18 protein-coding genes are annotated in these 21,363 nt (G+C 46.9%); 16 read left to right on the plus strand and 2 right to left on the minus strand.

The window, feature by feature from the left end; all coding sequences use genetic code 11:
* Positions 1 to 3: 3 nt before the first annotated feature.
* Positions 4 to 1,017, minus strand: a complete 1,014-nt coding sequence (locus DXD02_RS05555; RefSeq protein ID WP_022462682.1) for a LacI family DNA-binding transcriptional regulator — start codon at positions 1,015 to 1,017, stop codon at positions 4 to 6.
* 351 nt (positions 1,018 to 1,368) lie between these two features.
* On the opposite strand from DXD02_RS05555, the gene DXD02_RS05560 reads away from it, so the two are divergent.
* The 12 genes from DXD02_RS05560 (at position 1,369) to DXD02_RS05610 (ending at position 13,257) form a co-directional block, all read left to right on the plus strand.
* Positions 1,369 to 2,769, plus strand: a complete 1,401-nt coding sequence (locus DXD02_RS05560; RefSeq protein WP_118666509.1) for an L-fucose/L-arabinose isomerase family protein — start codon at positions 1,369 to 1,371, stop codon at positions 2,767 to 2,769.
* Positions 2,770 to 2,774: 5 nt separating this feature from the next.
* Positions 2,775 to 3,608 (plus strand): transketolase, encoded by an 834-nt coding sequence (locus DXD02_RS05565; RefSeq protein ID WP_117509781.1) that lies wholly within the window; start codon positions 2,775 to 2,777, stop codon positions 3,606 to 3,608.
* Complete coding sequence (locus tag DXD02_RS05570) at positions 3,605 to 4,537, plus strand: transketolase family protein (protein WP_118666510.1); 933 nt, start codon at positions 3,605 to 3,607, stop codon at positions 4,535 to 4,537. Before DXD02_RS05565 ends, DXD02_RS05570 begins: the two co-directional genes overlap by 4 nt.
* A gap of 347 nt (positions 4,538 to 4,884) precedes the next feature.
* Positions 4,885 to 6,372 (plus strand): FGGY-family carbohydrate kinase, encoded by a 1,488-nt coding sequence (locus tag DXD02_RS05575; protein ID WP_118666511.1) that lies wholly within the window; start codon positions 4,885 to 4,887, stop codon positions 6,370 to 6,372.
* Positions 6,373 to 6,846: 474 nt separating this feature from the next.
* Positions 6,847 to 6,966 carry a DUF6783 domain-containing protein gene (locus tag DXD02_RS16355; RefSeq protein ID WP_416388126.1) on the plus strand — a complete coding sequence of 40 codons (120 nt, stop codon included), beginning with the start codon at positions 6,847 to 6,849 and terminating at the stop codon, positions 6,964 to 6,966.
* A 62-nt stretch (positions 6,967 to 7,028) separates the two neighbouring features.
* Positions 7,029 to 7,748, plus strand: coding sequence for a metallophosphoesterase (locus DXD02_RS05580; RefSeq protein ID WP_117509889.1), 720 nt, complete (start codon positions 7,029 to 7,031; stop codon positions 7,746 to 7,748).
* On the plus strand, positions 7,745 to 7,972 hold the full coding sequence (locus DXD02_RS05585; RefSeq protein WP_117509784.1) for a hypothetical protein: 228 nt from the start codon (positions 7,745 to 7,747) through the stop codon (positions 7,970 to 7,972). The genes DXD02_RS05580 and DXD02_RS05585 overlap by 4 nt, the downstream gene beginning before the upstream one ends.
* The gene (locus DXD02_RS05590) at positions 7,944 to 8,600 is read left to right on the plus strand and encodes a metallophosphoesterase (RefSeq protein WP_117509785.1); all 657 of its coding nucleotides are present in this window, start codon (positions 7,944 to 7,946) and stop codon (positions 8,598 to 8,600) included. The genes DXD02_RS05585 and DXD02_RS05590 overlap by 29 nt, the downstream gene beginning before the upstream one ends.
* An 18-nt stretch (positions 8,601 to 8,618) precedes the next feature.
* Entirely contained in the window at positions 8,619 to 9,401 is a 783-nt protein-coding gene (locus tag DXD02_RS05595) for a metallophosphoesterase (protein ID WP_118666512.1), read from the plus strand.
* A gap of 136 nt (positions 9,402 to 9,537) precedes the next feature.
* Positions 9,538 to 10,593 (plus strand): AAA family ATPase, encoded by a 1,056-nt coding sequence (locus DXD02_RS05600; RefSeq protein WP_118666513.1) that lies wholly within the window; start codon positions 9,538 to 9,540, stop codon positions 10,591 to 10,593.
* Positions 10,594 to 10,612: 19 nt separating this feature from the next.
* On the plus strand, positions 10,613 to 12,442 hold the full coding sequence (locus DXD02_RS05605; protein WP_118666514.1) for a DUF2201 family putative metallopeptidase: 1,830 nt from the start codon (positions 10,613 to 10,615) through the stop codon (positions 12,440 to 12,442).
* 125 nt (positions 12,443 to 12,567) lie between these two features.
* Positions 12,568 to 13,257, plus strand: a complete 690-nt coding sequence (locus DXD02_RS05610; protein WP_118666515.1) for a metallophosphoesterase family protein — start codon at positions 12,568 to 12,570, stop codon at positions 13,255 to 13,257.
* A 112-nt stretch (positions 13,258 to 13,369) separates the two neighbouring features.
* On the opposite strand, the gene DXD02_RS05615 is transcribed toward DXD02_RS05610, so the two are convergent.
* Positions 13,370 to 13,561 (minus strand): YlcI/YnfO family protein, encoded by a 192-nt coding sequence (locus tag DXD02_RS05615; protein ID WP_055220177.1) that lies wholly within the window; start codon positions 13,559 to 13,561, stop codon positions 13,370 to 13,372.
* 494 nt (positions 13,562 to 14,055) lie between these two features.
* On the opposite strand from DXD02_RS05615, the gene DXD02_RS05620 reads away from it, so the two are divergent.
* The 4 genes from DXD02_RS05620 to DXD02_RS05635 all read left to right on the plus strand — a co-directional run bounded on the left by DXD02_RS05620 (position 14,056) and on the right by DXD02_RS05635 (position 21,256).
* On the plus strand, positions 14,056 to 14,271 hold the full coding sequence (locus DXD02_RS05620; RefSeq protein ID WP_118666516.1) for a hypothetical protein: 216 nt from the start codon (positions 14,056 to 14,058) through the stop codon (positions 14,269 to 14,271).
* A 159-nt stretch (positions 14,272 to 14,430) separates the two neighbouring features.
* Positions 14,431 to 15,705: a hypothetical protein gene (locus DXD02_RS05625; RefSeq protein WP_147399070.1), complete on the plus strand. Its 1,275-nt coding sequence runs from the start codon at positions 14,431 to 14,433 to the stop codon at positions 15,703 to 15,705.
* A 14-nt stretch (positions 15,706 to 15,719) separates the two neighbouring features.
* A complete protein-coding gene (locus DXD02_RS05630) occupies positions 15,720 to 17,591 on the plus strand; it encodes a hypothetical protein (protein ID WP_118666518.1) in 1,872 nt (623 codons plus the stop codon).
* Between the two features lie 29 nt (positions 17,592 to 17,620).
* Entirely contained in the window at positions 17,621 to 21,256 is a 3,636-nt protein-coding gene (locus tag DXD02_RS05635) for a hypothetical protein (protein WP_118666519.1), read from the plus strand.
* The last annotated feature ends 107 nt before the right edge of the window (positions 21,257 to 21,363 follow it).

Below are 21,363 nucleotides of genomic sequence, written 5' to 3' on the forward strand. Positions count from 1 at the left end.
ACTTTAACGTCTGGAAACACTCTGGCGCTTCACCAGCTTGGTTGCCATGCACATTTTCAGACATTCGCGTTTCGGATCGGCCACGCGGTCAAGCAGACGCTGGACGGCAGTGGCTCCAAGCTCCCGTTTTCTGACCTTCATGGTGGAAAGCGGCGGAACCATCATATCGCACATCGGAACGTCATCAAAGCCGATGATGGAGACATCCTCCGGGATGCGGTAGCCGTTTTCACGCAGTGCACGCATGGCAGCCGCAGCGATGATGTCATTATCGGCAAAGTAAGCATCCGCGATCGGCGCTTTCGACTCGAGAAGGCGCAGCATGTCGCGGTAGCCTTCGTCCGAGGTCGGGGAAACCGGGTGGACATATGGATGTGAGGTGCTGATACCGTTTGCACGGAGCGCTTTGTAGTAGCCGTCGGCGCGTTCGGAGAAGTTGCTGATGTCGAGGCTCGAGTGAAAGTAGCCCACGTTTTTGTGTCCGCACTGAATCAGATAATTCGTGGCGTTGAACGCCCCCTGGATGTTGTTGATCAGAACGCAGTCGTAATCGAGCTCATCGTAATAGCAGTCCACGACAACGATCGGAACAGAAAAATCGCGGAACTTGCGGAAATCGGACGGAGCCATTTCGGTTGCAAGAAGAAGAATGCCCTCACAGTCCACAGCGCGGAGTGCATCGAGCTGGCTGTCAATATCCATGGTCTCATAAAAATAGGAGATATGAAGCGCACAGCCCTGGCGGGTGCATTCGGTGGAGATTCCTTCGGTCAGCTGGGAGAAAAACGGCGTGTCGGCAGCAACCTTTCCGTGCTTCTTATAATTGACCAGCTGAATAATGCGGGAGGAAGCGCCGGAGGCTTCATTTTTTTTCGGCGCATAGCCATACTCGGCTGCAGTTTTTAAAACCAGCTCTCTTGTGGCATCACTGATGCCGGGTTTGTTATTGAAAACCATAGAAACCGTGGCAGGCGATACGTTGATCAGCTTTGCCAGTTCTTTCGCAGAAATATTCATAAGAGTTCAGCTCCTGTTCGATAAAATCAGCCCGCACGGTGCTTTCAGGCGTTTTGCGCATGCGGGGTGTTGAAATTTATTTCAGTATTTATTTGAAAAATATTAAACTTATACATTGATTTTAATATGAATTAAAAAAGAAGTCAACTTCTGAGCTGTAAAAAAATGAAATATGAAGAAATGCATAAAAGCAGCCATTCTTTTTTGTATAAATTACTAAAAAAGATTTAATAAAACTGAATTAATGTTGACAAATTCAAAAGAATTTAGTAATATAAGAGCCATAAAGAACAGAGAAATTCAAAATATAATTTAGCAAAGTTTAAAGAAAATTAAATGGAGGAAATGAATATGAAATCAGTTAAGATCGGATTTGCACCTACGAGAAGAAGTATTTTCAGCGCTCCGGATGCGGTAAAATATGCCAACCTGACGAGAGAGCGTTTAAAAGAGCTCGGCGTTGAATTTGTTGATATCACAGACATCAATGCGGAGGGGCTGTTTTACGATGAGGCGGACCGTGAGAAAATCCAGGAGAAATTCCGCCGTGAGAACGTAAAGGGAATTTTCTTCCCGCACGGCAACTTCGGAACGGAATATGTCTGTGCAAGACTGGCAAAGGAAATGGGGCTTCCGGTACTCCTCTGGGGACCGCGCGATGAGAGACCGGATGAGAACGGTGTGCGTCTCCGCGATAGCCAGTGCGGCCTGTTTGCAACTGGAAAAGTGCTGCGCCGTTTTGGTGTTCCGTTCACCTACATGACGAACTGCCGTCTGACCGATCCGGAATTTGAGCGCGGCATCAAGGATTTCCTTGCTGTATGTAATGTGGTAGATACCTTCCGCCACACCAGAATCCTTCAGATCGGACCGCGTCCGTTCGATTTCTGGTCCACCATGTGCAACGAGGGCGAGCTGCTGGAAAAATTCAACATCCAGCTTTCTCCGATTCCGCTGCCGGAACTGACCGAAGAGATGAAAAAAGCAAAAGCAGAAGGAACCGAGGTAGCAAACGTCGTTTCTTACTGCAATACCAATATGTGCGTAAAGATCAAACCGGAAGAGCTGGAAAATGTTGCGGCCCTGAAAGTTGCCATGAAGAATCTGGCTGCAAAATATTCCTGCAATGCGATTGCCATCCAGTGCTGGAATGCCCTGCAGGGTGAGATCGGCATTATGCCGTGCGCAGCAAACTCCCTTTTGAACGAAGAGGGAATCCCGGTTGTCTGTGAGACGGATATCCATGGAGCCATCACGGCGCTGATGGTAGAGGCTGCCGGCCTGAACGATAAGAGAAGCTTCTTTGCAGACTGGACGGTACGCCACCCGGACAACGAGAACGGCGAGCTGCTGCAGCACTGCGGACCGTGGCCAATCTCGGTAGCACAGGAAAAACCGACCATCGGTTATCCTCTGGCATTCAGTCATCCGGGAGCTGTAGAGGCACAGGCAAAATTAGGCGAAATGACACTGGCGCGTTTCGACGGAGACAACGGAGAGTACTCCCTGCTGCTTGGAAATGCAAAAGGTGTCGAGGGACCTTATACGAAGGGAACCTACGTATGGGTTGAGGTACAGAACCTGAAACGCCTGGAGGCAAAAATCGTGGAAGGACCGTACATCCACCACTGTGTCGGTATCCACGAGAACGTTGTGCCGGTTCTGTATGAAGCATGCAAATACATCGGCATTGCCCCGGATTTATATGATCCGATTGAGGAAGATGTCAAAGCATATTTAAGAGGAGAATGAAAATCATGAGTGAATACAAGGAATTGAGTTGTCTGGCGTATGATCTGCGGAAGAAAGTAGTGGAAATGGTAGTTTCCGGCAAGGGCGGCCACATTGGCGGTGACATGAGTGTCATTGATGTGCTTGTAGCGCTGTATTTTAAAGAGATGAACATCAGCCCTAAGAACATGGACGACCCGGACCGCGACCGTTTTGTAATGAGTAAAGGTCATTCCGTTGAGGCATATTATGCAGTACTTGCGGCAAAGGGATTCTTCCCGATGGAAGAGGTCATCGAAAAATTCTCCAAATTCGGCAGTCCGTACATCGGCCATCCGAACAATAAACTGCCGGGCATCGAGATGAATTCCGGTTCTCTCGGCCACGGACTTCCGGTCTGCGTGGGAATGGCGCTGGCAGGAAAAATGGATAAAAAAGATTACCGTGTCTACACCGTTATGGGTGACGGCGAGCTGGCAGAAGGCTCTGTCTGGGAGGGCGCAATGTCCGCAGGAAACTACAAGCTGGACAACCTCTGTGCGATCGTAGACCGCAACCGTCTGCAGATCTCCGGAAATACCGAGGATGTCATGAAACAGGACAGCCAGGAGGAGAGATGGGCAGCGTTCGGATGGAATGTTCTTTCCGTACCGGGCAACGATATGGACGCGCTCGTTCATGCGTTTGAGCTGGCGAAACACTGCAAGGGAAAACCGACGGTTATTATTGCAAACACAACGAAGGGCTGTGGTTCTTCCGTGATGGAAAATAAGGCGGAGTGGCATCATAAAGTGCCGACACCGGAGGAAGTAGAACAGATCATGAAGGATCTGGATGAGAGAAAGGAGGCACTGTCATGAATAAGATTCCAAACAGACAGGCCATTTGCGAGGTTTTAATGAAACATGCCGAAACGGATAAAGATATCGTGGTGCTCTGCAGCGATTCTAGGGGAAGTGCTTCCCTGACACCGTTTGCAAATGCGTATCCGGAGCAGTTTGTGGAGATGGGTATTGCGGAGCAGGATCTGGTCAGCGTTTCTGCCGGTCTTGCAAAATGCGGCAAGAAAGCATTTGCGGCATCTCCGGCGTGCTTCCTTTCTACAAGAAGCTATGAGCAGGCGAAGATTGACTGTGCATACTCCAACACCAATGTAAAGCTGATCGGTATCAGCGGCGGTGTGAGCTACGGTGCGCTTGGCATGAGCCATCATTCTGCACAGGATATCGCAGCAATGGCAGCCATTCCGAATATGCGTGTGTATCTGCCAAGCGACCGTTTCCAGACAGCAAAACTGGTTGAGGCGCTCCTTACCGATGAAAAACCGGCTTATATCCGAGTGGGAAGAAATGCCGTTGCGGATATTTACAGCGAAGAAAATACCCCGTTTGAGATGGATAAGGCAACGGCTCTCTCGGAAGGCACCGATGTTTTACTGGTAGCCTGCGGTGAGATGGTCCGCCCGGCGCTCGATGCAGCTGCTATGCTGAAAGAAGAGGGAATCAGCGCAGGACTGCTCGATATGTACTGTGTGAAACCGCTGGACAAAGAGGGCCTAGTAGAGGCTGCAAAGAAGGCAAAAGTTGTCATTTCGATCGAAGAGCACGCTCCATTTGGCGGCCTTGGTTCGATGGTAAGCCAGGTGGTCGGCGCAGAGTGCCCGCGTAAGGTAGTCAACATGTCTCTGCCGGATGCGCCGGTGATCACGGGAACTTCCAAAGAAGTATTTGACTATTATGGACTGAATGCCGAGGGCATTGCAAAAAAAACGAAAGAATTACTGGCTTAACCAGAAATGGAATCAGCGGTGAATGTGATAGCCCGCAGGGAACTGTAAACTGCCGCAGGTCTGCGTATGCCATGTTCCTGCGTGCCCGGGCGGAAGAAAATCCGGGAACGCAGGAACTTTTTCTATATAATTAGGAATAAATCGTTCTGCGGAAATAATCAGGAATAAATCGTTCTGCGGAAGATTTTGGAATGTGTGGTAATCGCCAAAGATCTTGCCTATAGGGGCAGGGTGAATGCCGCGACAATAGAAAATGACGCATGGTGTGTTGAAAAACAGGGTGTATTCAGCGTTATTCGAGATGGGGATCTGGATATTTATAAAATTTTAGGAATGGAGCTGGAAAAATGGAGAAAAGGTATATCATCGGAATTGACCAGAGCACGCAGGGAACGAAAGCGCTGCTCTTTGACGAGGAGGGACATTTACTCCGCCGTACCGACTTGCCGCACCGGCAGATTGTCAATGAAAAGGGATGGGTGTCCCATGATCTGAATGAGATTTACCGGAATACAGTACAGACGGTAAAAACGCTGGTGGCAGAGTCCGGTGTTGCACCGGAAGAAATCGCCGGAATCGGCATCAGCAATCAGCGTGAGACGACGGCGATCTGGGACAAGGCGACCGGGGAACCGCTGGAAGAGGCAATTGTATGGCAGTGCGGCCGCGCAAGCGGCATTGCGCAGGAGATTGCGGAGCAGGGGCACGCAGAGAAGATCCGCGAGGCGACGGGTCTGCAGCTTTCGGCTTATTTTCCTGCTGCAAAGATGGCGTGGCTGCTTCGAAACGGCGGAGAAGAAAGACAGAAACGTGCTGCAGACGGGAAACTCTGCCTGGGTACGATTGACAGCTGGCTGGTTTACAAGCTGACGGGGGATCATGCATTTAAAACAGATTTTTCAAATGCGTCGAGAACGCAGTTGTTTAATTTGAAAACACTGGCATGGGATAAGAAGATCTGTGAGATGTTCGGGATTCCGGTCTGTGCGCTGGCCAGGGTGTGCAATTCCGATGCGGTGTATGGAGCCACGACGATGGAAGGATTGTTTTCCGAGCCGGTTCCGATCTGTGGTGTATTAGGCGACTCTCATGCGGCTCTGTTCGGACAGGGCTGTTTAAAACCGGGCATGATCAAGGCGACGTACGGAACGGGTTCTTCGCTGATGATGAACATTGGAGACAAGCCGATTAAAAGCAGTCACGGCGTTGTGACATCTCTTGCGTGGGGAAGAGGCGGCAAGGTGGACTATGTGCTGGAAGGCAATCTGAACTACACCGGAGCTGTGATTACCTGGCTGAAGGATGACCTGAAGCTGATTTCTTCGGCAAAAGAGACGGAAGGACTGGCAGGGGAGGCAAATCCGGCAGACCGCACGTATCTGGTTCCGGCATTTACCGGGCTTGGCGCGCCGTACTGGGATGAGAAAGCAACGGCATCGATCAGCGGAATTACCCGCACCACAGGAAAAGCTGAGGTGGTAAAAGCGGCACTCGATTGCATTGCCTACCAGATCACCGACCTTGTCCGTGCGATGGAGCAGGATACCGGCATGCGGATCGAGGAACTCCGTGTAGACGGCGGCCCGACACGAAACGGATATCTGATGCAGTTCCAGAGTGATATTACGAATAAACGCGTAAATATTCCGGACGCGGAGGAGCTTTCCGGGATTGGAGCGGCTTATATGGCGGGTATTTCGGCAGGTGTGTATGATCTGGAGAAGCTCGCGGGAAATATGAAACGAAGTGTGTATGAACCGAAGATGGACGATGAAATCCGGGAGAAAAAATATGCCGGATGGAAAGCGGCGGTCGACGGGGTATTAAGTAAATAGGGGACGGACGGTGTAAAAGGCCTCCCGCCCCACAGAGCACAAGTCCCCGGACAGGCACTGTTTCGGAGGGCAAGAGGCTCTGTGCGGCGGGAGATTTTTTGCGCCTGACGGTGGGATGACGAAGGGGGGACGCGGGCATTACTGTGCACTCGGCAAATACGCGTTTGCGATAAGAAAACGAAGACGCATACGTGCGTGATTGAGAAATTTGAAAAATAAAATAATCTACAAACAAAAAGGAACGATTTGGATAGAACGTTCCTTTTTTGCATATAGAGAATAAATTGTACAGAAATAAAAGGCGCTGTATAAACAGCGCGTAATGCTGATAGAATGCGAGAAAACAGCAAGAAAAAGAGGATTAAACTTGTAGTTCAATGAAGAAAAAAATAGATGTGGTATAGTATCAAGAAAAAGGGATTTCGCATGAAGGAAATTTCAATAGAAGATGTATTAGAGCGTGTCTGAAAAATCATTTCCACAAACTGGGACTCGCAGCTTGCGAAAAGCCTTTTTCAGACACGCTCTAGAGTGTACATTATGCAAAAAAGGAGGGACAAGAGTTTGTCCGGTAAAAAACAGGAAGTATGGTAAGATAAGCTGGTAATGGAGAACGTATGCAGATTCGTATGGATGAAAAAGGGAGGATTCTGTTTATGGCTACTTACGTTATTTCTGATATTCACGGTGAGTATGAGAAATTTATGGAGCTGCTGGAAGAAATTGAGTTGAAAGATACAGATACGCTCTATGTTCTGGGTGATGTTTTAGACCGGGGTGAGCATCCGATTAAGGTGGTATTGAAACTGATGGAAATGCCGAATGCGTTCTGTATCGTGGGGAACCATGAGGTGATGGCGCTGGAATGTCTGCGGTTTCTCTGTCAGGAAATCACAGATCTTGCCATCGAGGAAGTGGATGCTGAACTGTTGGACAATCTGGTTCGCTGGAAGTATAACGGCGGTGATGCTACGATCCGGGAATTTCGGGCGCTGGATCCCGAGATGCGGGAGGAAGTACTGAATTTTCTGGAGGATTTCAGTCTGTATGAGGAGCTTACAGTGGGAGAAAAACAGTATCTGCTGGTGCATGGAGGGCTGGGGGGATTCACACCGGAAAAGAGGATCGAGGAATATTCCCTGCACGATCTTGTATGGGCCAGACCAGATTATCAGAAGGAATACTTTGCGGATACAAATCTGGTAACAGGACATACACCGACGCAGACGATTCCGGAAAATGATAATCCCGGGTATATTTATAAAAAATATCACCACATTGCGATCGACTGCGGCGCATGCTTCCCGGGAGGGCGGCTGGCGGCAATCTGTCTGGAAACGGGGGAAGAGTTTTACAGTTCGGACAACAATGGGTGAACGATTTTAGACGTTCCATGATGCCAGTATCAGAAGACCGGGATTCGGAACCAGCAGAACAAGCGGGAAGATTTTTGAAACAGGACATGCCAAAACACAAGCAGGAAAGCCGTTTTGGGAAAAATGAGCGGATAACAAAAGCTTTGAAGATTGCAGGAGCTGACACGAAAGCTGCGAAAGAAAAGGAGATTTTGGATGCACTATATTATTACCGATATACATAACGACAGCTGGCGGTTCATGAAATTGCTGGAAAAAATTGATCTCAAAGAGGACGACCACCTGTATCTGCTTGGTGATTTGTTTGACCGCTGCATGGATCATCCAGACCCGGCGGGCGTGTATTTTCAGGTATTGAAGCTGGGGAAAAAATGTACTGTGATCCGCGGCAACCACGATCATTGGCTTGCCAATTACATTTTCCACTATTACGGGATGGATGAGAGAGACCGCGCCCTCCTGCAGCCGTATCCGTACAATTCCTTCCATCTTTTACAGGAACGCCTGACGGAAGTTGATTTAAAGCAGCTCGCAGAGCGCATCCTTTCCTGGCCGGTACAGGTGGAAATCGAGGTAGATGGTCAGCCGTATCTGCTTGCCCATGCCTGTACGGCAGAACCGGGGAAATGGAAACTGGACAACTATTATCTGATGGGGGATTTGTGGTACAAGGTTTTTCTTCATGAGGGAGTGCATGGATATATTTCCGTCTGCGGCCATCAGAACATGGGAAATGGATCCATCTGGAAGAATAAAAAAGAAAACGTCTATCTGTGTGACTGCGGCTGCGGCTTTGAGAATGGAAGACTGGGATGCCTTTGCCTGGAAACGAAGGAAACTTTCTACGTATAAACAAACAGAGGAAAAGCAATGAAGCGATATATGATGTCGGATATTCACGGATTTCTGGAGGCATTCGAGGCAGCTCTGAAAAAAACAGATCTTTCGGGGAAAAACCAGCTGATTCTGTTGGGCGATTACATAGATTATGGGCCAGATGGCCGGGCGGTGCTGGAAAAAGTCAGGGCATTGCAGGAAAAATATGGTTCGGAAAAAGTCATTGCCCTGATGGGAAACCATGAAAAAGCACTGCTGGACTGGCTGGAAGAATATGCGGATGTCAACCGGCATATCGGCAGTGTGGAGCAATATCGCAGCCGGGAATGGCTGGCATCGGATGCAGATGGAGACTATGAAACGCTGCACAGCTTTCTGAAAGAAAAACATTTTCAAGAGTTTCTGGAAAAAGAAGCACACCTCTCAGAGGATTCCAGAAATGCAGAAGCAGTACGGCTGATGTTCGAAGATGCGGGGGATCTGATCACCTGGATGCGCCATTTTCCTTACTTTTATGAAACAGAACGCCAGATTCTGGTGCACGCCGGAATTGCCGAATGGGGCGGTAAAGACTGGCTGTGCGTGACCAGCGAGGAGCTGATGGTGGGGAAAAGAACGGTAAGCCGCGGAGCATTCTATAAGGATGTGATTGCGGGCCACATTTCCACGGCAAAAATCAGTGGAAACAGAATATATGACGGTATCTGGCATGACGGTCAGAGTCATTATTATCTCGACGGAACCACCTGGCGGAGTGGAAAAATTCCGGTGCTGGAATATGACAGTGAAACTGGAAAATACAGAGAAATATGGTGAGACACGTTGTAATGCAGCACAGTAAGATCACGGCAGGGCAGAAAAAGTGATTTAGTCAAATCAAGCAAGTGGTAAAGTGGATTGCGAATATCCGCTTTGAAAAGACACAGGATCGAAACAGAAGGGAGTACATCAGATGCATTTACCAATCAGTGTAACACAGGATGAATTATTAGAAGTATTGCTTCAGGTTGCGCCGGTGCGGCCGGTTTTTATCTGGGGTGCGCCCGGCATCGGAAAATCCGCGTTAGTGGAAAAATTCGCAGATGAAGTCGGCCTGCCGTGTGTGTCGCTCCTTGGAAGCCAGCTCGCGCCGGAGGACATTATCGGCATTCCGCAGATCCGGGGCGAGACATCGGAATTCCTTCCGCCGAAGATGATCGCCAGAAAAGAGCCGTATGTCCTGTTCCTGGACGAACTCAACGCCTGTACGCAGGAAGTGCAGAAAGCCTTCTATTCTCTGATCCATGAGCGGCGGATCGGAGAATACCATCTTCCGGAGGGAAGCATTGTGATCGGAGCAGGAAACCGTGCCGAGGACAGCGCGATCGTAAAAACGATGTCGTCCGCCCTTTTAAACCGTATGTTCCATGTGCAGCTGAAAGCGGATGTGGGACAGTGGATCAAGTGGGCGCAGGCAGAAGGACTCCATCCGTGGGTCATTGACTATATCATCCAGCGGCCGGATCACCTCTTTTCCGAACCGCCGAAAACCGAAGAACCGTTTTCCACCCCGCGTTCCTGGCACATGCTGAGCGATGCGTTGAAGGAATACCGGGCCGGGGAGCAGAATATTTCGCAGGAAACATTAAAAATGATGGCGTACGCCTGCCTCTTGGAACAGCATGCGGGGATGTTTCTTGCTTACACAAAAACACTGCGCAACACACATCTCCTGGATGACATTATCGCGCAGAAAGCAAAATGGCCGGACAAGCCGGAAAACCGGGATGTGCTGTATTTTCTCGCACAGTCCTTCCGCGCCAGACTGCTTGCAGAACTGCCGAAAAGCAAACAGGGAATTTCCGGCGGCATGCTTTCCTTTGCGTACCGCGCCAAGGGCATGATCAAAGAACTCGCAGTCATCAATTTCGAAATCGCCCAGATGACCGTCGCAGCTGATGGAGCGGAGGCACTGCCGGACTGGTTTATGATGGAAATCATCCGCGATCTGCCGCGGCTCGTCGGATGAAAAAAGGAAGGAGAAAAGGATGCCATACGTTCGAAGCCGGTATTACCGCGAAGAAGAAAAGCCGGCCGGGTACCGCAGAGTGGAGGCCGGCTTTGGTTTGCTGGAAAAAAATACACTGTTTCATCAACTGGATGGGTACATCACTGCAAAGCCCTCCCATCTGAATGCAAAAGGAAGTCTGGCCTGTGTTATGAAAGATGGAAATATCTACGTCAACATGCGGGCGAACCTGTCGCCGGAACAATGGTGCTATGTGATGGCACACAACCTTCTGCACCTGGCGTTCGGCCACTTTGACAAAGCGAGCATCCCTTCCGACTGCGAATTTGTCCCGGCACTCTGGAACAAAGCCTGTGATATCTACATTACCAGATTCCTTTATGACATCCGCCTCGGCGAGCCGATCTGCGCAGATCCGGCGGAAGCATATCCGATCAAACTGAACAGCGAGCAGAAAATTTATGAATATCTGTTGAAGCACCAGGATAATGGTGCGCAGATCTGTGGGACAAACTCTGAAAAATTAAAGGATATGATCGGGGTAGAGCGGCCGATCGTTTATAAAAAGGGAGAAAGAAATGCATATGCTGAAAAATTTTCCTATGCAGTCACTCATTCCATCAAATCTGCACTCTGCGATGCGGGAGGATACGATCTTAAAACGAAAAAGAATACCGTCATTTCCAGAGCAGCAGAATGGTTCCTGTCCCATTATCCGCTGCTCGGAGGTCTTGCGGCTGCATTTAAAATTGTGGAGGACATTGAAATGTGCCATCGGTATGAAATCCATATTGCCGCGGTTGACGCAGAGCAGGGAATCATTTATGCCAATCCGTCGTGCGGATTTTCGGAGGAAGAGTGGATTTTTGTTCTCGCGCATGAATATCTCCATGCCGGACTGCAGCACCAGAAACGGTGCAATGGGCGTGACTTCTTTCTGTGGAACATCGCCTGCGACTACGTCATCAACGACTGGCTGCACGAAATGGAGATCGGCAGAATGCCGCCGGATGGGCTGTTGTATGATGAAACACTTCACAACAAATCGGCAGAAAGTATCTATGATCTGATCGTGAAAGAGATCCGAAAGTACAAAAAACGAAACACCTTCCGGGGCTTTGGCAGAGGTGATATGTTTAACGGAAACAGACCGCATTTTACTGGAAGAGAAAACGGGGTCAGCCTGGATGAACTGCTGAAAAACGCACTGCGGGAGGGATTGGATTACCATCAGGAGCACAATCGTGGTTTCCTGCCGGCCGGGCTGGTGCAGGAAATCAGGGCGCTTGCGATGCCGGTCATTCCCTGGGATGCCGCGCTGGCGAAGTGGTTTGATGTACAGTTTCCACCGCTGGAAAAACACCGCACCTATGCGCGGCCGAGCAGACGGCAGGGTGCCACGCCGGATATTCCAAGGCCAGGATATGCGTATTACGAGCAGGATCTGGAGAGCCGGACATTCGGTGTGGTCGTGGACACGTCCGGTTCCATGAGTGCAAAACAGATCGGTATGGCACTCGGCTCCATCGCCAGCTATGCCGCGGCGAAAGATGTTCCGTTCGTGAGAATCATTTTCTGTGATGCCAAAGCGACGGATGCGGGATATCTGGCACCGGAAGATATTGCCGGACGGGTAAAAGTCACGGGACGAGGAGGAACCATACTGCAGCCGGGCGTGGATTGTCTGGAACAGGCGAACGATTTTCCAAAGGACGGGCCGATTCTGATTATTACGGACGGGGAGATTGAGAATGACCTGAAGGTAAGACGAGAGCATGCATTTCTGCTTCCGAGAGGAAATCGGCTGCCGTTCCGGGCACGGGGAGAAGTGTTTTATTTTCGGGAATAGTGCGGCGTAGTCTGTGTCTCTGCAAGAAACGATAGCAGCGGCAGAGAAAGCGGACAGAATTTGCGGATGATGTTTTGCGATACTTTAGAGAACAGAAACAGAGAACACGAAAGGAGACGCTGAGAATGAGCATTGTCATTACAGGCGATACCCATGGCACCTTTGATATTGGAAAAGTTGTACGCTATTTTAACGAGCACGAAGACGACTACACCCGGGATGACTATCTGATCATCTGCGGAGATGTCGGCATCTGCGGCTTTTCTGCAGCATACGAAGCGAATACGAGAGCCGTTTTCCGAAGTCTGCCGGTGACGACACTGTTTATCGACGGAAATCATGAGAACTTCGAACAGCTGAACTCCTACGCCGTGGAGCAGTGGAACGGCGGAAAGGTGCATATCATTGAGGACAACATGATCCATCTGATGCGCGGCCAGATCTTTACGATTGACGGGCTGAAATTCTTTACCTTCGGAGGGGCTTACAGCATTGACAAAATGTCCCGCGCGGAGGGAATTTCGTGGTTCCCGGAGGAAATTCCGTCACGGGAAGAGTACGAAGAAGGATGGAAAAATCTGGAAAAAGAAGATTTCCGGGTGGACTACATACTGACCCACACCGCCCCAAGAGATGTGGCCGCGGCAATGGGGTATGGAGAGCTGTCTGACGATGAGGTGGAACTCCGCCAGTACCTGCAGCGCGTGGCGGATGAGACAGAGTTTCAGAAATGGTATTTCGGACACTTTCATGAAGATGCGGAAGTGGAAGAGGTGTTTGTGTGTCTGTATGATGAGGTTGTGGAATTGAGTTAGGACAGGATCTTGTCCTGAAAAAAATAAGAAGCATGGTAAGATAAAATAGAAGCAGAGAACAGCCAGAAAATGCACGTCGAACCATAAAAATCTGCTTTGAAAAAAATAAAAGTTAATTGTGTTCTTCTGACGGGGCGTCCATGTGATCCAGCGCATACTCACACGCCTGAATCACAAAACTGGAAAAGGTAATGTCCTGGTCAGAATCGGAAATTGCCTGTTCGATCTGATCGATCAGGTGAATGGGGAAACGGATGGTTTTGTTTTCCGTTTCCTTGCGGTTGCCTTTTAACTGAAATGCCATATCAAACTCCATTCTGCTGCCGGAGAATATAAGAACGGAGCATGCTTCCGGATCTTATGTGGAAACTACGGGCAGCATAAAACATAACAAAGGTGTTTCAAAAAAGGTTCGGCAAAAAATAAATTTTTCGAATCTGCGAAATCGAAAAATGAAGAAAAAGCTGTTTTGGGGACAGCTTATTTCAGTGCGCTTTTTTCTGGCTGTATTCTGATTTTAAAGAGTACTGGAAGTCCAGTCTGTTTTATTGTATTGCATGACTCACTTGAAATATGCATTGCAAAATGCAAGACAAAATATATTGCAAATAAAGAGAGAATGTATTACACTAAAAGAAAAAATGCGAAAAGTAGACAAGGTGAAATGAAAAGATAAAATTTGTGGTGGCTATTATATTTTCATTAGCCCAAGAGTTTGTCGGAAAGGGGTGGAAACATTCGATTAAAGAACAATATCACTTATACCACAAACAAAACAATGACAGGAGGAAAAGAAATATGTCATCAAATGATCATTACATTGTAGATTATCAAAAATTTGGAGGAATCAAATTGTATAAAGTTCATGGATTTATGGGGGATTATATCGAACTTGACAATTCCGTCGTAGAAAGAAAAGTGTGCAGCCTGGAAGAAGCAAGAAGCGGAAAACATAAATTCTATGAAAAAGAATCGGGAAGGGAAATCAAGTTTGATGAGATTCCATGGAAGTAAAAAAGAATAGGTATAACTGGTTTTTCAGCACCAAAATAGGAAAATAACAGCCTCTTCAGAAACAGAGATAGATGCTTTTGAAGAGGCTGTTGTATCAAAATAACAATAGATGGGGGAAAGAAGATGAAAAGAAAATTTATCATATTTTGGACAATGATAATGGCATTATTTTTAATGCTGACCGCCTGCTCCGGCAGTGTACCAAAAGATAGTGATGTTGAGGAAGATATCCGTACGTTTGGAAAAGGAAAAATTCTGGAAGAAAATGAGACCATCACAAAGATTGAAATCAAAAATCGCGATACCGACAAAAAGCAGAAAACAGACAAGGTATTAACTAATATTACGACAGAAAAAGATGATGTTTCCTATGAAAAGAAAGTAACGTTGACATATCACAAATACAACAATGGCTGGGAAGTGCAGGATATATATGCAAATCCGCCGGGAGAATGGGTTGTAAAACCGCTGAAGGAGGTTTCGGAAGAGCAAATCAACAGTACCCTTGCAAACGAATCCGTCGTAGTCGATGGGGAAACATGGTCCATGGATGAGTGGACGGAATACAGCTTTACGGTAAAGAATCACAAGGCAGATCTGAACAAAGGAACAGACGCGGTTACGGTTGAAGTGACTTTAGACGGCGATGTAGAAAAAGCATCGGGTACAATGACAGCAAACTATGAATTTCAGGTTGACCAGTGGGAACTGGTTGCAGTAACAGATCAGGAAGAGATGACAGCAGAAATAAAATCGGACAAAGCATTGAATGTTACAGCAGATGAACTGTTGGACAAACTGGATGGCGGAGTGATCGTGCCTGGCGGTGATGACATGGGCTATGTTGACCAGGAAGCGGACATGGATGACTGGAGATCACAGAATCTACAAATCCGGAAAACAGAAGTAAAGGGATTTGAACTGAAAAGCCAGGAAACAACGGATCAGGGAAGAGATCAGATTTATATGTGCAGTGGAACGATCGAAAGAGAAAATGTTGAGTTCGATCTGGAAGCACAGTTTGAGTACACCTATGAAGGCGGATGGAATGACCCGATGGTCAGCGCAAAAGCAGACCTGACATCCATCGACATCAGCGGAAAGTGGACAGGAACTTATGTCGGGGCAGGAGACAATGGAAAGGTAGAGTTAGACTTTACAAAAGAAGGCGAAAATGAGTGGAGTGTAATCTACAGCTATTATCCAGATGAAATCCTGGAAGGCATCATTGAGAATGGCAGTTACACAGCCAGAGGAACATTCGATAGGGAGAGTATGCATTTTAACCTGACAGCAGGGGACTGGATTCTGAAACCAACGGATCCAATGTCTTTTGAAAAATCGGATGTTCTAATATACTATTATGTCGGCTCGGACATGATGGAAGGTCTGGGGCAGTCGGAAAATGTATTTAAAATAACGAGAGCAGAATAAGGAGCAGCCTGAAAATGAAAAAATGGATGCGCATAGCAATTGGTGTGATTGCCATTCTGGCCTGTACCCAGATTGGAATCTTTGCGGTTCAAAATCACCGGAACCAGAAAAGAGAAGAGAGTGAGACAACAGTACAAAGTGCAGGTACGGAAACACAGGAGAAAGATACCGCAGAAAAAAACACAGTAGATTCAGAGGCAGCAAAACAGGAAAAATCGAACAGCGGTATTATTGTAAAATCGAATGTAAAAGTAATCACGAAGGATACAGAATATGAGGAGCAGCCTTTTGAAATTTCGGATCATAGCATGAAATTTGAAAAGGATCCGGGTTATCAGGAAGGCGATGTTATCGTAGCAGGAAAAACAGCCAGGGTATCCGATGGACTGATCCGGAAAGTAGTTCAGGTCAAAAAGGCAACGGATGGTTACTGGGTCGAAACAGAAGATGCATCTCTGGCGGATGTCTTTGAAAAAGTCCATGTGGTACGTCATTTTGTATATACCAAGAAGAGCGTCAGCGAATCAGAAAACTTATCTGAAGAGGAAAATGGACAGGACGGCGAGTATGCATTTCAGACATCTTTTGAGGAGACGAGTGACCCTTTCAGCTACTGGGGAGAGGCAGCCTGGAACTGTGGACTGGATTTTCAGCTTGACGTAGAAAATGGAGAGTTTCAGTACAGCATTGCAGTGAGAAGTAAGGCAGATCTCTCCGTCAACAGCAGTTCTGGTACCTGCGAAGACAGCAACGGAGAAACAACTGTTTTTCAGGATGACCTGCCGGACATTGAATTTACCATCGAAGGTGTGCCGATCATGATTACAAATGAGATGGAAATAACAGCAGGAGCATCGGGCACAATGGAAGGCGGAAGGTCACTTTCTTTCCAGGCAGTCGAAGAGAGCACGGTTGGTGTGCGGTATGACAGCAGAACGGAAACGGCAGAAGAAATCAAAGAAGGCCAGGTTACTTCCGAGGGGCTTCACTGGAGTACCACGGAGGGAACGGGAACTCTGAGCGGATATCTTGAACTGCATATGGTTCCGAAGTTGTGCGGAGAAAACAGTCTGGATTTGTATGAGGGACTGGAAGGAAAGACAGATGGTCAGGCAAAGGTGAGCGAGAAAGAAGATCTTGGCGGCTATGCCGGTGCGCTGGATCTTGCCATCACGCCGCGGCTCCGCGGAACCTTCCGGGATACACAGGAACTTTTTACGGAAGAACAGCAGCCGGTATGGTCGGATCGCTGGGAATCCAGTTCTGACTGGCAGGGCGATCTGGAATGGTCAGACACGGGAGAACAGGGAGATACCTATGTTACGCGGTATGGAGAAGTGAATCATTGTGACAGCACTGCATTTCAATTTGAAGTTCCAAGAGGCTGGGAGATCCAGACAGAGGAAGTTGGCGGTCCGATGGATGCTGTCAGAGAAAACGTTGTTCTGGTAAATGACAGAGGCGTTACTGTTTCGTTCTGGTACTGTCAGGGTGCACTCGGAGGCTATTCGCGCGATATGCTGAAGGCACAGATTTCACAGGCAGACACTTCAGATTTCGTACCGGGATATCCATGGGGAACCGATCGTGACTGCTCGGATCTGGGTGAATTCATGGTAGCACGGATACATATCACCGGCGAGATGATGGCCGGAATTGATGATGATTATGTGCCGGTAGACAGCATGATGTTTGCTGTTATTCCGACATCCCGTCTTGGCGAGGTAGAATTTGCAGGTCAAGCCGGAAACGTAGACGAGTTTTCGTTTAATTACACGACACCGGTTGCCTTTATTGCAGAGGCACCAGATGGAATCTTCACATCACAGGAAGAAAAACAGGTGATCCGCATTCTGAAGAGCTTTAAAGTAGCTGGATCAGAATAAGCAAGAGATACAGGGTATGAGGAGGAAAAATGAGAAGACTCAAAAAGACTTTGATTTATTTACTGGCAATGGTGCTTTGCAGCGGCATCTTTATGGTGCCGGTTTTGGGCGCTGTGCAGGAGCAGGATGGAATAAAAGTTACTTTAACTACGGACAAAGATACCTATGCAAAAGGGGAAACAATTTCAGCTGTTTTAAGTGTAGAAAACACGAATGAAGAAGCTGTACAAAATGTAACATTAAAAAATTATGTACCAGACGGTTATAAGCTTGCGGAAAACGCGGAAGAAGTAAAGACGGCAGCTGCTTTACAGCCGGGAGAATCCATCTCTGCAGCGGTTACTTACGTGTCAACAGAAAACGTAAAAGATGGAAATTCAAGCAATGGGGAAGAACCAAAGCAGGACAACAAGCAGAATGAACAGCAGAACAATCAGAAAAACGACCAGAAGCAGGAGCAAAAAGAAAGCTTAAAAAGCGTTGGCGTAAAAAGTACAGGTCAGACAGCAAACGCGGAAAACACAAAAAATGTAAAAAGCAATCCAGGAACAGGAGATAGCAGCAAGGTTGAGATCTGGATTGTTTTAGGTGTGATTTCTGGGATTGTCATTCTTTCTGTTATAGCAGTTAGAAGACGAAAAGGAAAAAAACTGTTATCACTGTTGCTGGTAATTACTTTAGCAGGTACAGCAGCAGGAGCAATGCCAACAAAAGCAGAAACACTTGAAAATGCAAAAATGATTTCTGTGAGCACCAGTCTTATCGTAGGGGGAACCCCACTGGAACTGAAAGGAGAGGTTTCCTATCAGCTTCAGGAAAAAGAGGATCCAGAGAAAACCTATACCAGAGGGGAATGGATTCATGAGTTACTGGAAATTTACGGATATGCTGCAAGAGAAGAAAGCGCAGAGCCTTCCTATTCGGATATTTCAAATTCGGAATACAAACAGGATATAGAAAATGCGGTTTTCCATGGGATCTTGATTGCAGGTGGAGAAGCGTTTCAGCCAGACGATCTTGCAACGAGAGAATTTGCTGCTGTTACGGCAGTCCGGAGTATGGGATATCAGGCAGACGAGGAGATTCAATGCGCCGATGCCAGTGAGGTCACAAATCCCAAAGAAGCATTTCTTGCCGTGAATCTGGGTTTACTGGAGTTGGAAAATGACAAATTTTATCCAACTCGCCCTCTGAAAGAAAAAGAAGCGAAAAATATTCTCAATGTTACAGAGAAAACATGGGATAGTACAACAGTCAGCGGAAATAAGGATGAAGTAGTATTCAAAGAAGGCGTAATCCGGCTGGAAGATTCGATAGAGCATTCCGATGACGGGACAACACTATGTCTGCCGTTTTCAGAAAAAACAGAGAATCTGAAAAAAAATGATATTATTGTCATTGGATATTCTGATGCATATAAAGTTGTGAATTCACGGATAGAAGGAAATGATGTACTGATTCAGTATACAACACCGGAATTAGACGAATTTCTGGAATCCATGGATGTGGCAGGAGAAGGATATCTTGACTTTTCACAGTTTGTTCCTATTACAGCACCGGAAGAGGAAAATCAGATACAGACGTATGGTTTGCTGGATCAATATCAAAAAGTATTTGGGGACACAACACTTACGATGACAGAAACGGGAGGTGTAGAATTAGAAGGAACGGCAGATTTGGGAAATGACTGGTCGTTCAACTATACCGTTGCGGTAGATAAACCAGAAGTAGATTATAATTTCAAAGTGGATTATCGAAATCATAGGATAGAAAATGTATCTGTTGTATTAACGGATGGCCTGACTGTCACGGGAGAAATTGGAAAAGATCTGGATGGAGATGATAAAGGGATTGTAGTAAGAGATGATTGCTTGTATACAGAAGTCCCACTAGGAAGGATACCAATTGCCGGTTCGAATATTGCAGCAATGGTTGTTGAAATTGATCTTGTTTTGAATGCAGCGGGCACGATTACAGCAGAATGCAGTTTATCGGGTTCCGTAGGTGCGCAGATTCTGGATAATCAACCAAGACCAATTTGGGATGTAGATATATCTGCAAACTATGGTGTTGCAGGAGAAGCAAAACTTGGTCCGAAATTAGAAGTGGCGGCAGAAACTTTTCATCAGGAACTCTTGGACTTTTCAGGAGACGGAGGAATCAGACTAGGAGGATCAGCTATAGTAAGATCAAGCGGTGATATCTGCTTTGATGGTGGATTTACACTTTATGCGGAGTTGAATGCATTTGAAGATACAGTGCTTAACAAGTGGTTGAAAGGTAAGTTGACTTGGGAGATATGGAACGAATATAATAGTCCTTTGAAACGTAAGGTTCACCTTGAAAACTTAAAAATAGTTCCTGGATGCAGTTTTGAGGATGATGATCCAATTGTTGTGATAGAAGGAAAGGTCGCAAATGCAGATGATACATCGCAATACATATCTGGTGCAACCATAGAGGCATATGAAACGGATAAGAATGATAACGCAACGAAACTAGTAGCAACAACGGAATCGGATGAAAACGGTGATTACAAATTATACGTGAAAGTTCCTTTTGATCTCTGGCACAACATCAAGTTCTGGGAGGAAGGAAAACATTATTTGATCCGTACTTCAGCAAAAGGATATCTTACCGATGAAGATATCCAGCCATTGGAAAGAACAGACAGAATTTACAGAGAACGTCTGCTGATGGCAGAAGGAGAGGACGGTACGCTGGATACCGGAATCATAGGTGGAACCATTACAAATTCGGTAAATGGAACAGAACTTTCGGATACAATCCTGACAATCTATCATAATAGAAATAAAACAGATGGAGAGATTGTAGAAACAGCTGTGACGGATGAGTTTGGACATTATGAAGTAGAATTACCGATCGGATATTATACGATTGTAATGAAAAAAGGTGGTTACATCACCGATCACTTCAATGTCACAGTTACCAGAAAGGGAAATCATGACTGGAATGGAACGATGGTTCCGGATGGAAACAGCAGTATTGCTTCAGGCGATTTGAGAATTGTGTTGCTGTGGGGAGAAGAGCCAAGCGATTTGGATTCTCATTTGTGGGGACCAACGATTGACGGAACCGGAAAATTCCATATTTTCTATGGAGATAAAACATATTATGAGTTCGATGAAACCGGAGAAAGCACAATACCTGCATTTCTGGATCTGGATGATACGACATCATATGGACCGGAAACGACAACGGTATACGAGATGAATCAGTCGGGAACCTACAGTTTTTATGTGCACGATTTTACAAATCGTGCAGAACTGGACAGTCATGCACTGGCAAATTCCGGGGCAAAAGTAGAAGTTTACCTGGGAACAAAACGGATTGAAACCTATCATGTTCCGGCCTCTGGCGTAGGAAATGTGTGGCATGTTTTTGATTTCGATACTGTGACAAAGCAGCTGATTCCGGTAAATGAGTTTTCATCGGAAAGCAATGCTTCTATGGTAGGAGCGGAAATGGTATCTCTTGATGCGGAAAGAATCGCTTCACCGGCGAAGGAACCATCGGATGATGTAGAAAACAGTACAGAAAATAATACAGAGGACAGCGTAGAAAACAATGCAGAAAGTAATACGGGCAGTGTTGAAGATGATTCAGAAGAAACACCGGAAGCAAGACCAGCTGTAATCGAATAGAAAATATTTGAAAATAGAAAAATCTGGTAGTAACATAGGAAATAGATGAACCCTTGCTGATAGGGGAGAAATCCTTTTATCAGGCAGGGGTTTATCTAAACTGCGAG

The sequence above is a fragment of the Blautia sp. TF10-30 genome (genome assembly GCF_003481245.1).
Classification (GTDB): Bacteria; Bacillota; Clostridia; order Lachnospirales; family Lachnospiraceae; genus Fusicatenibacter; species Fusicatenibacter saccharivorans.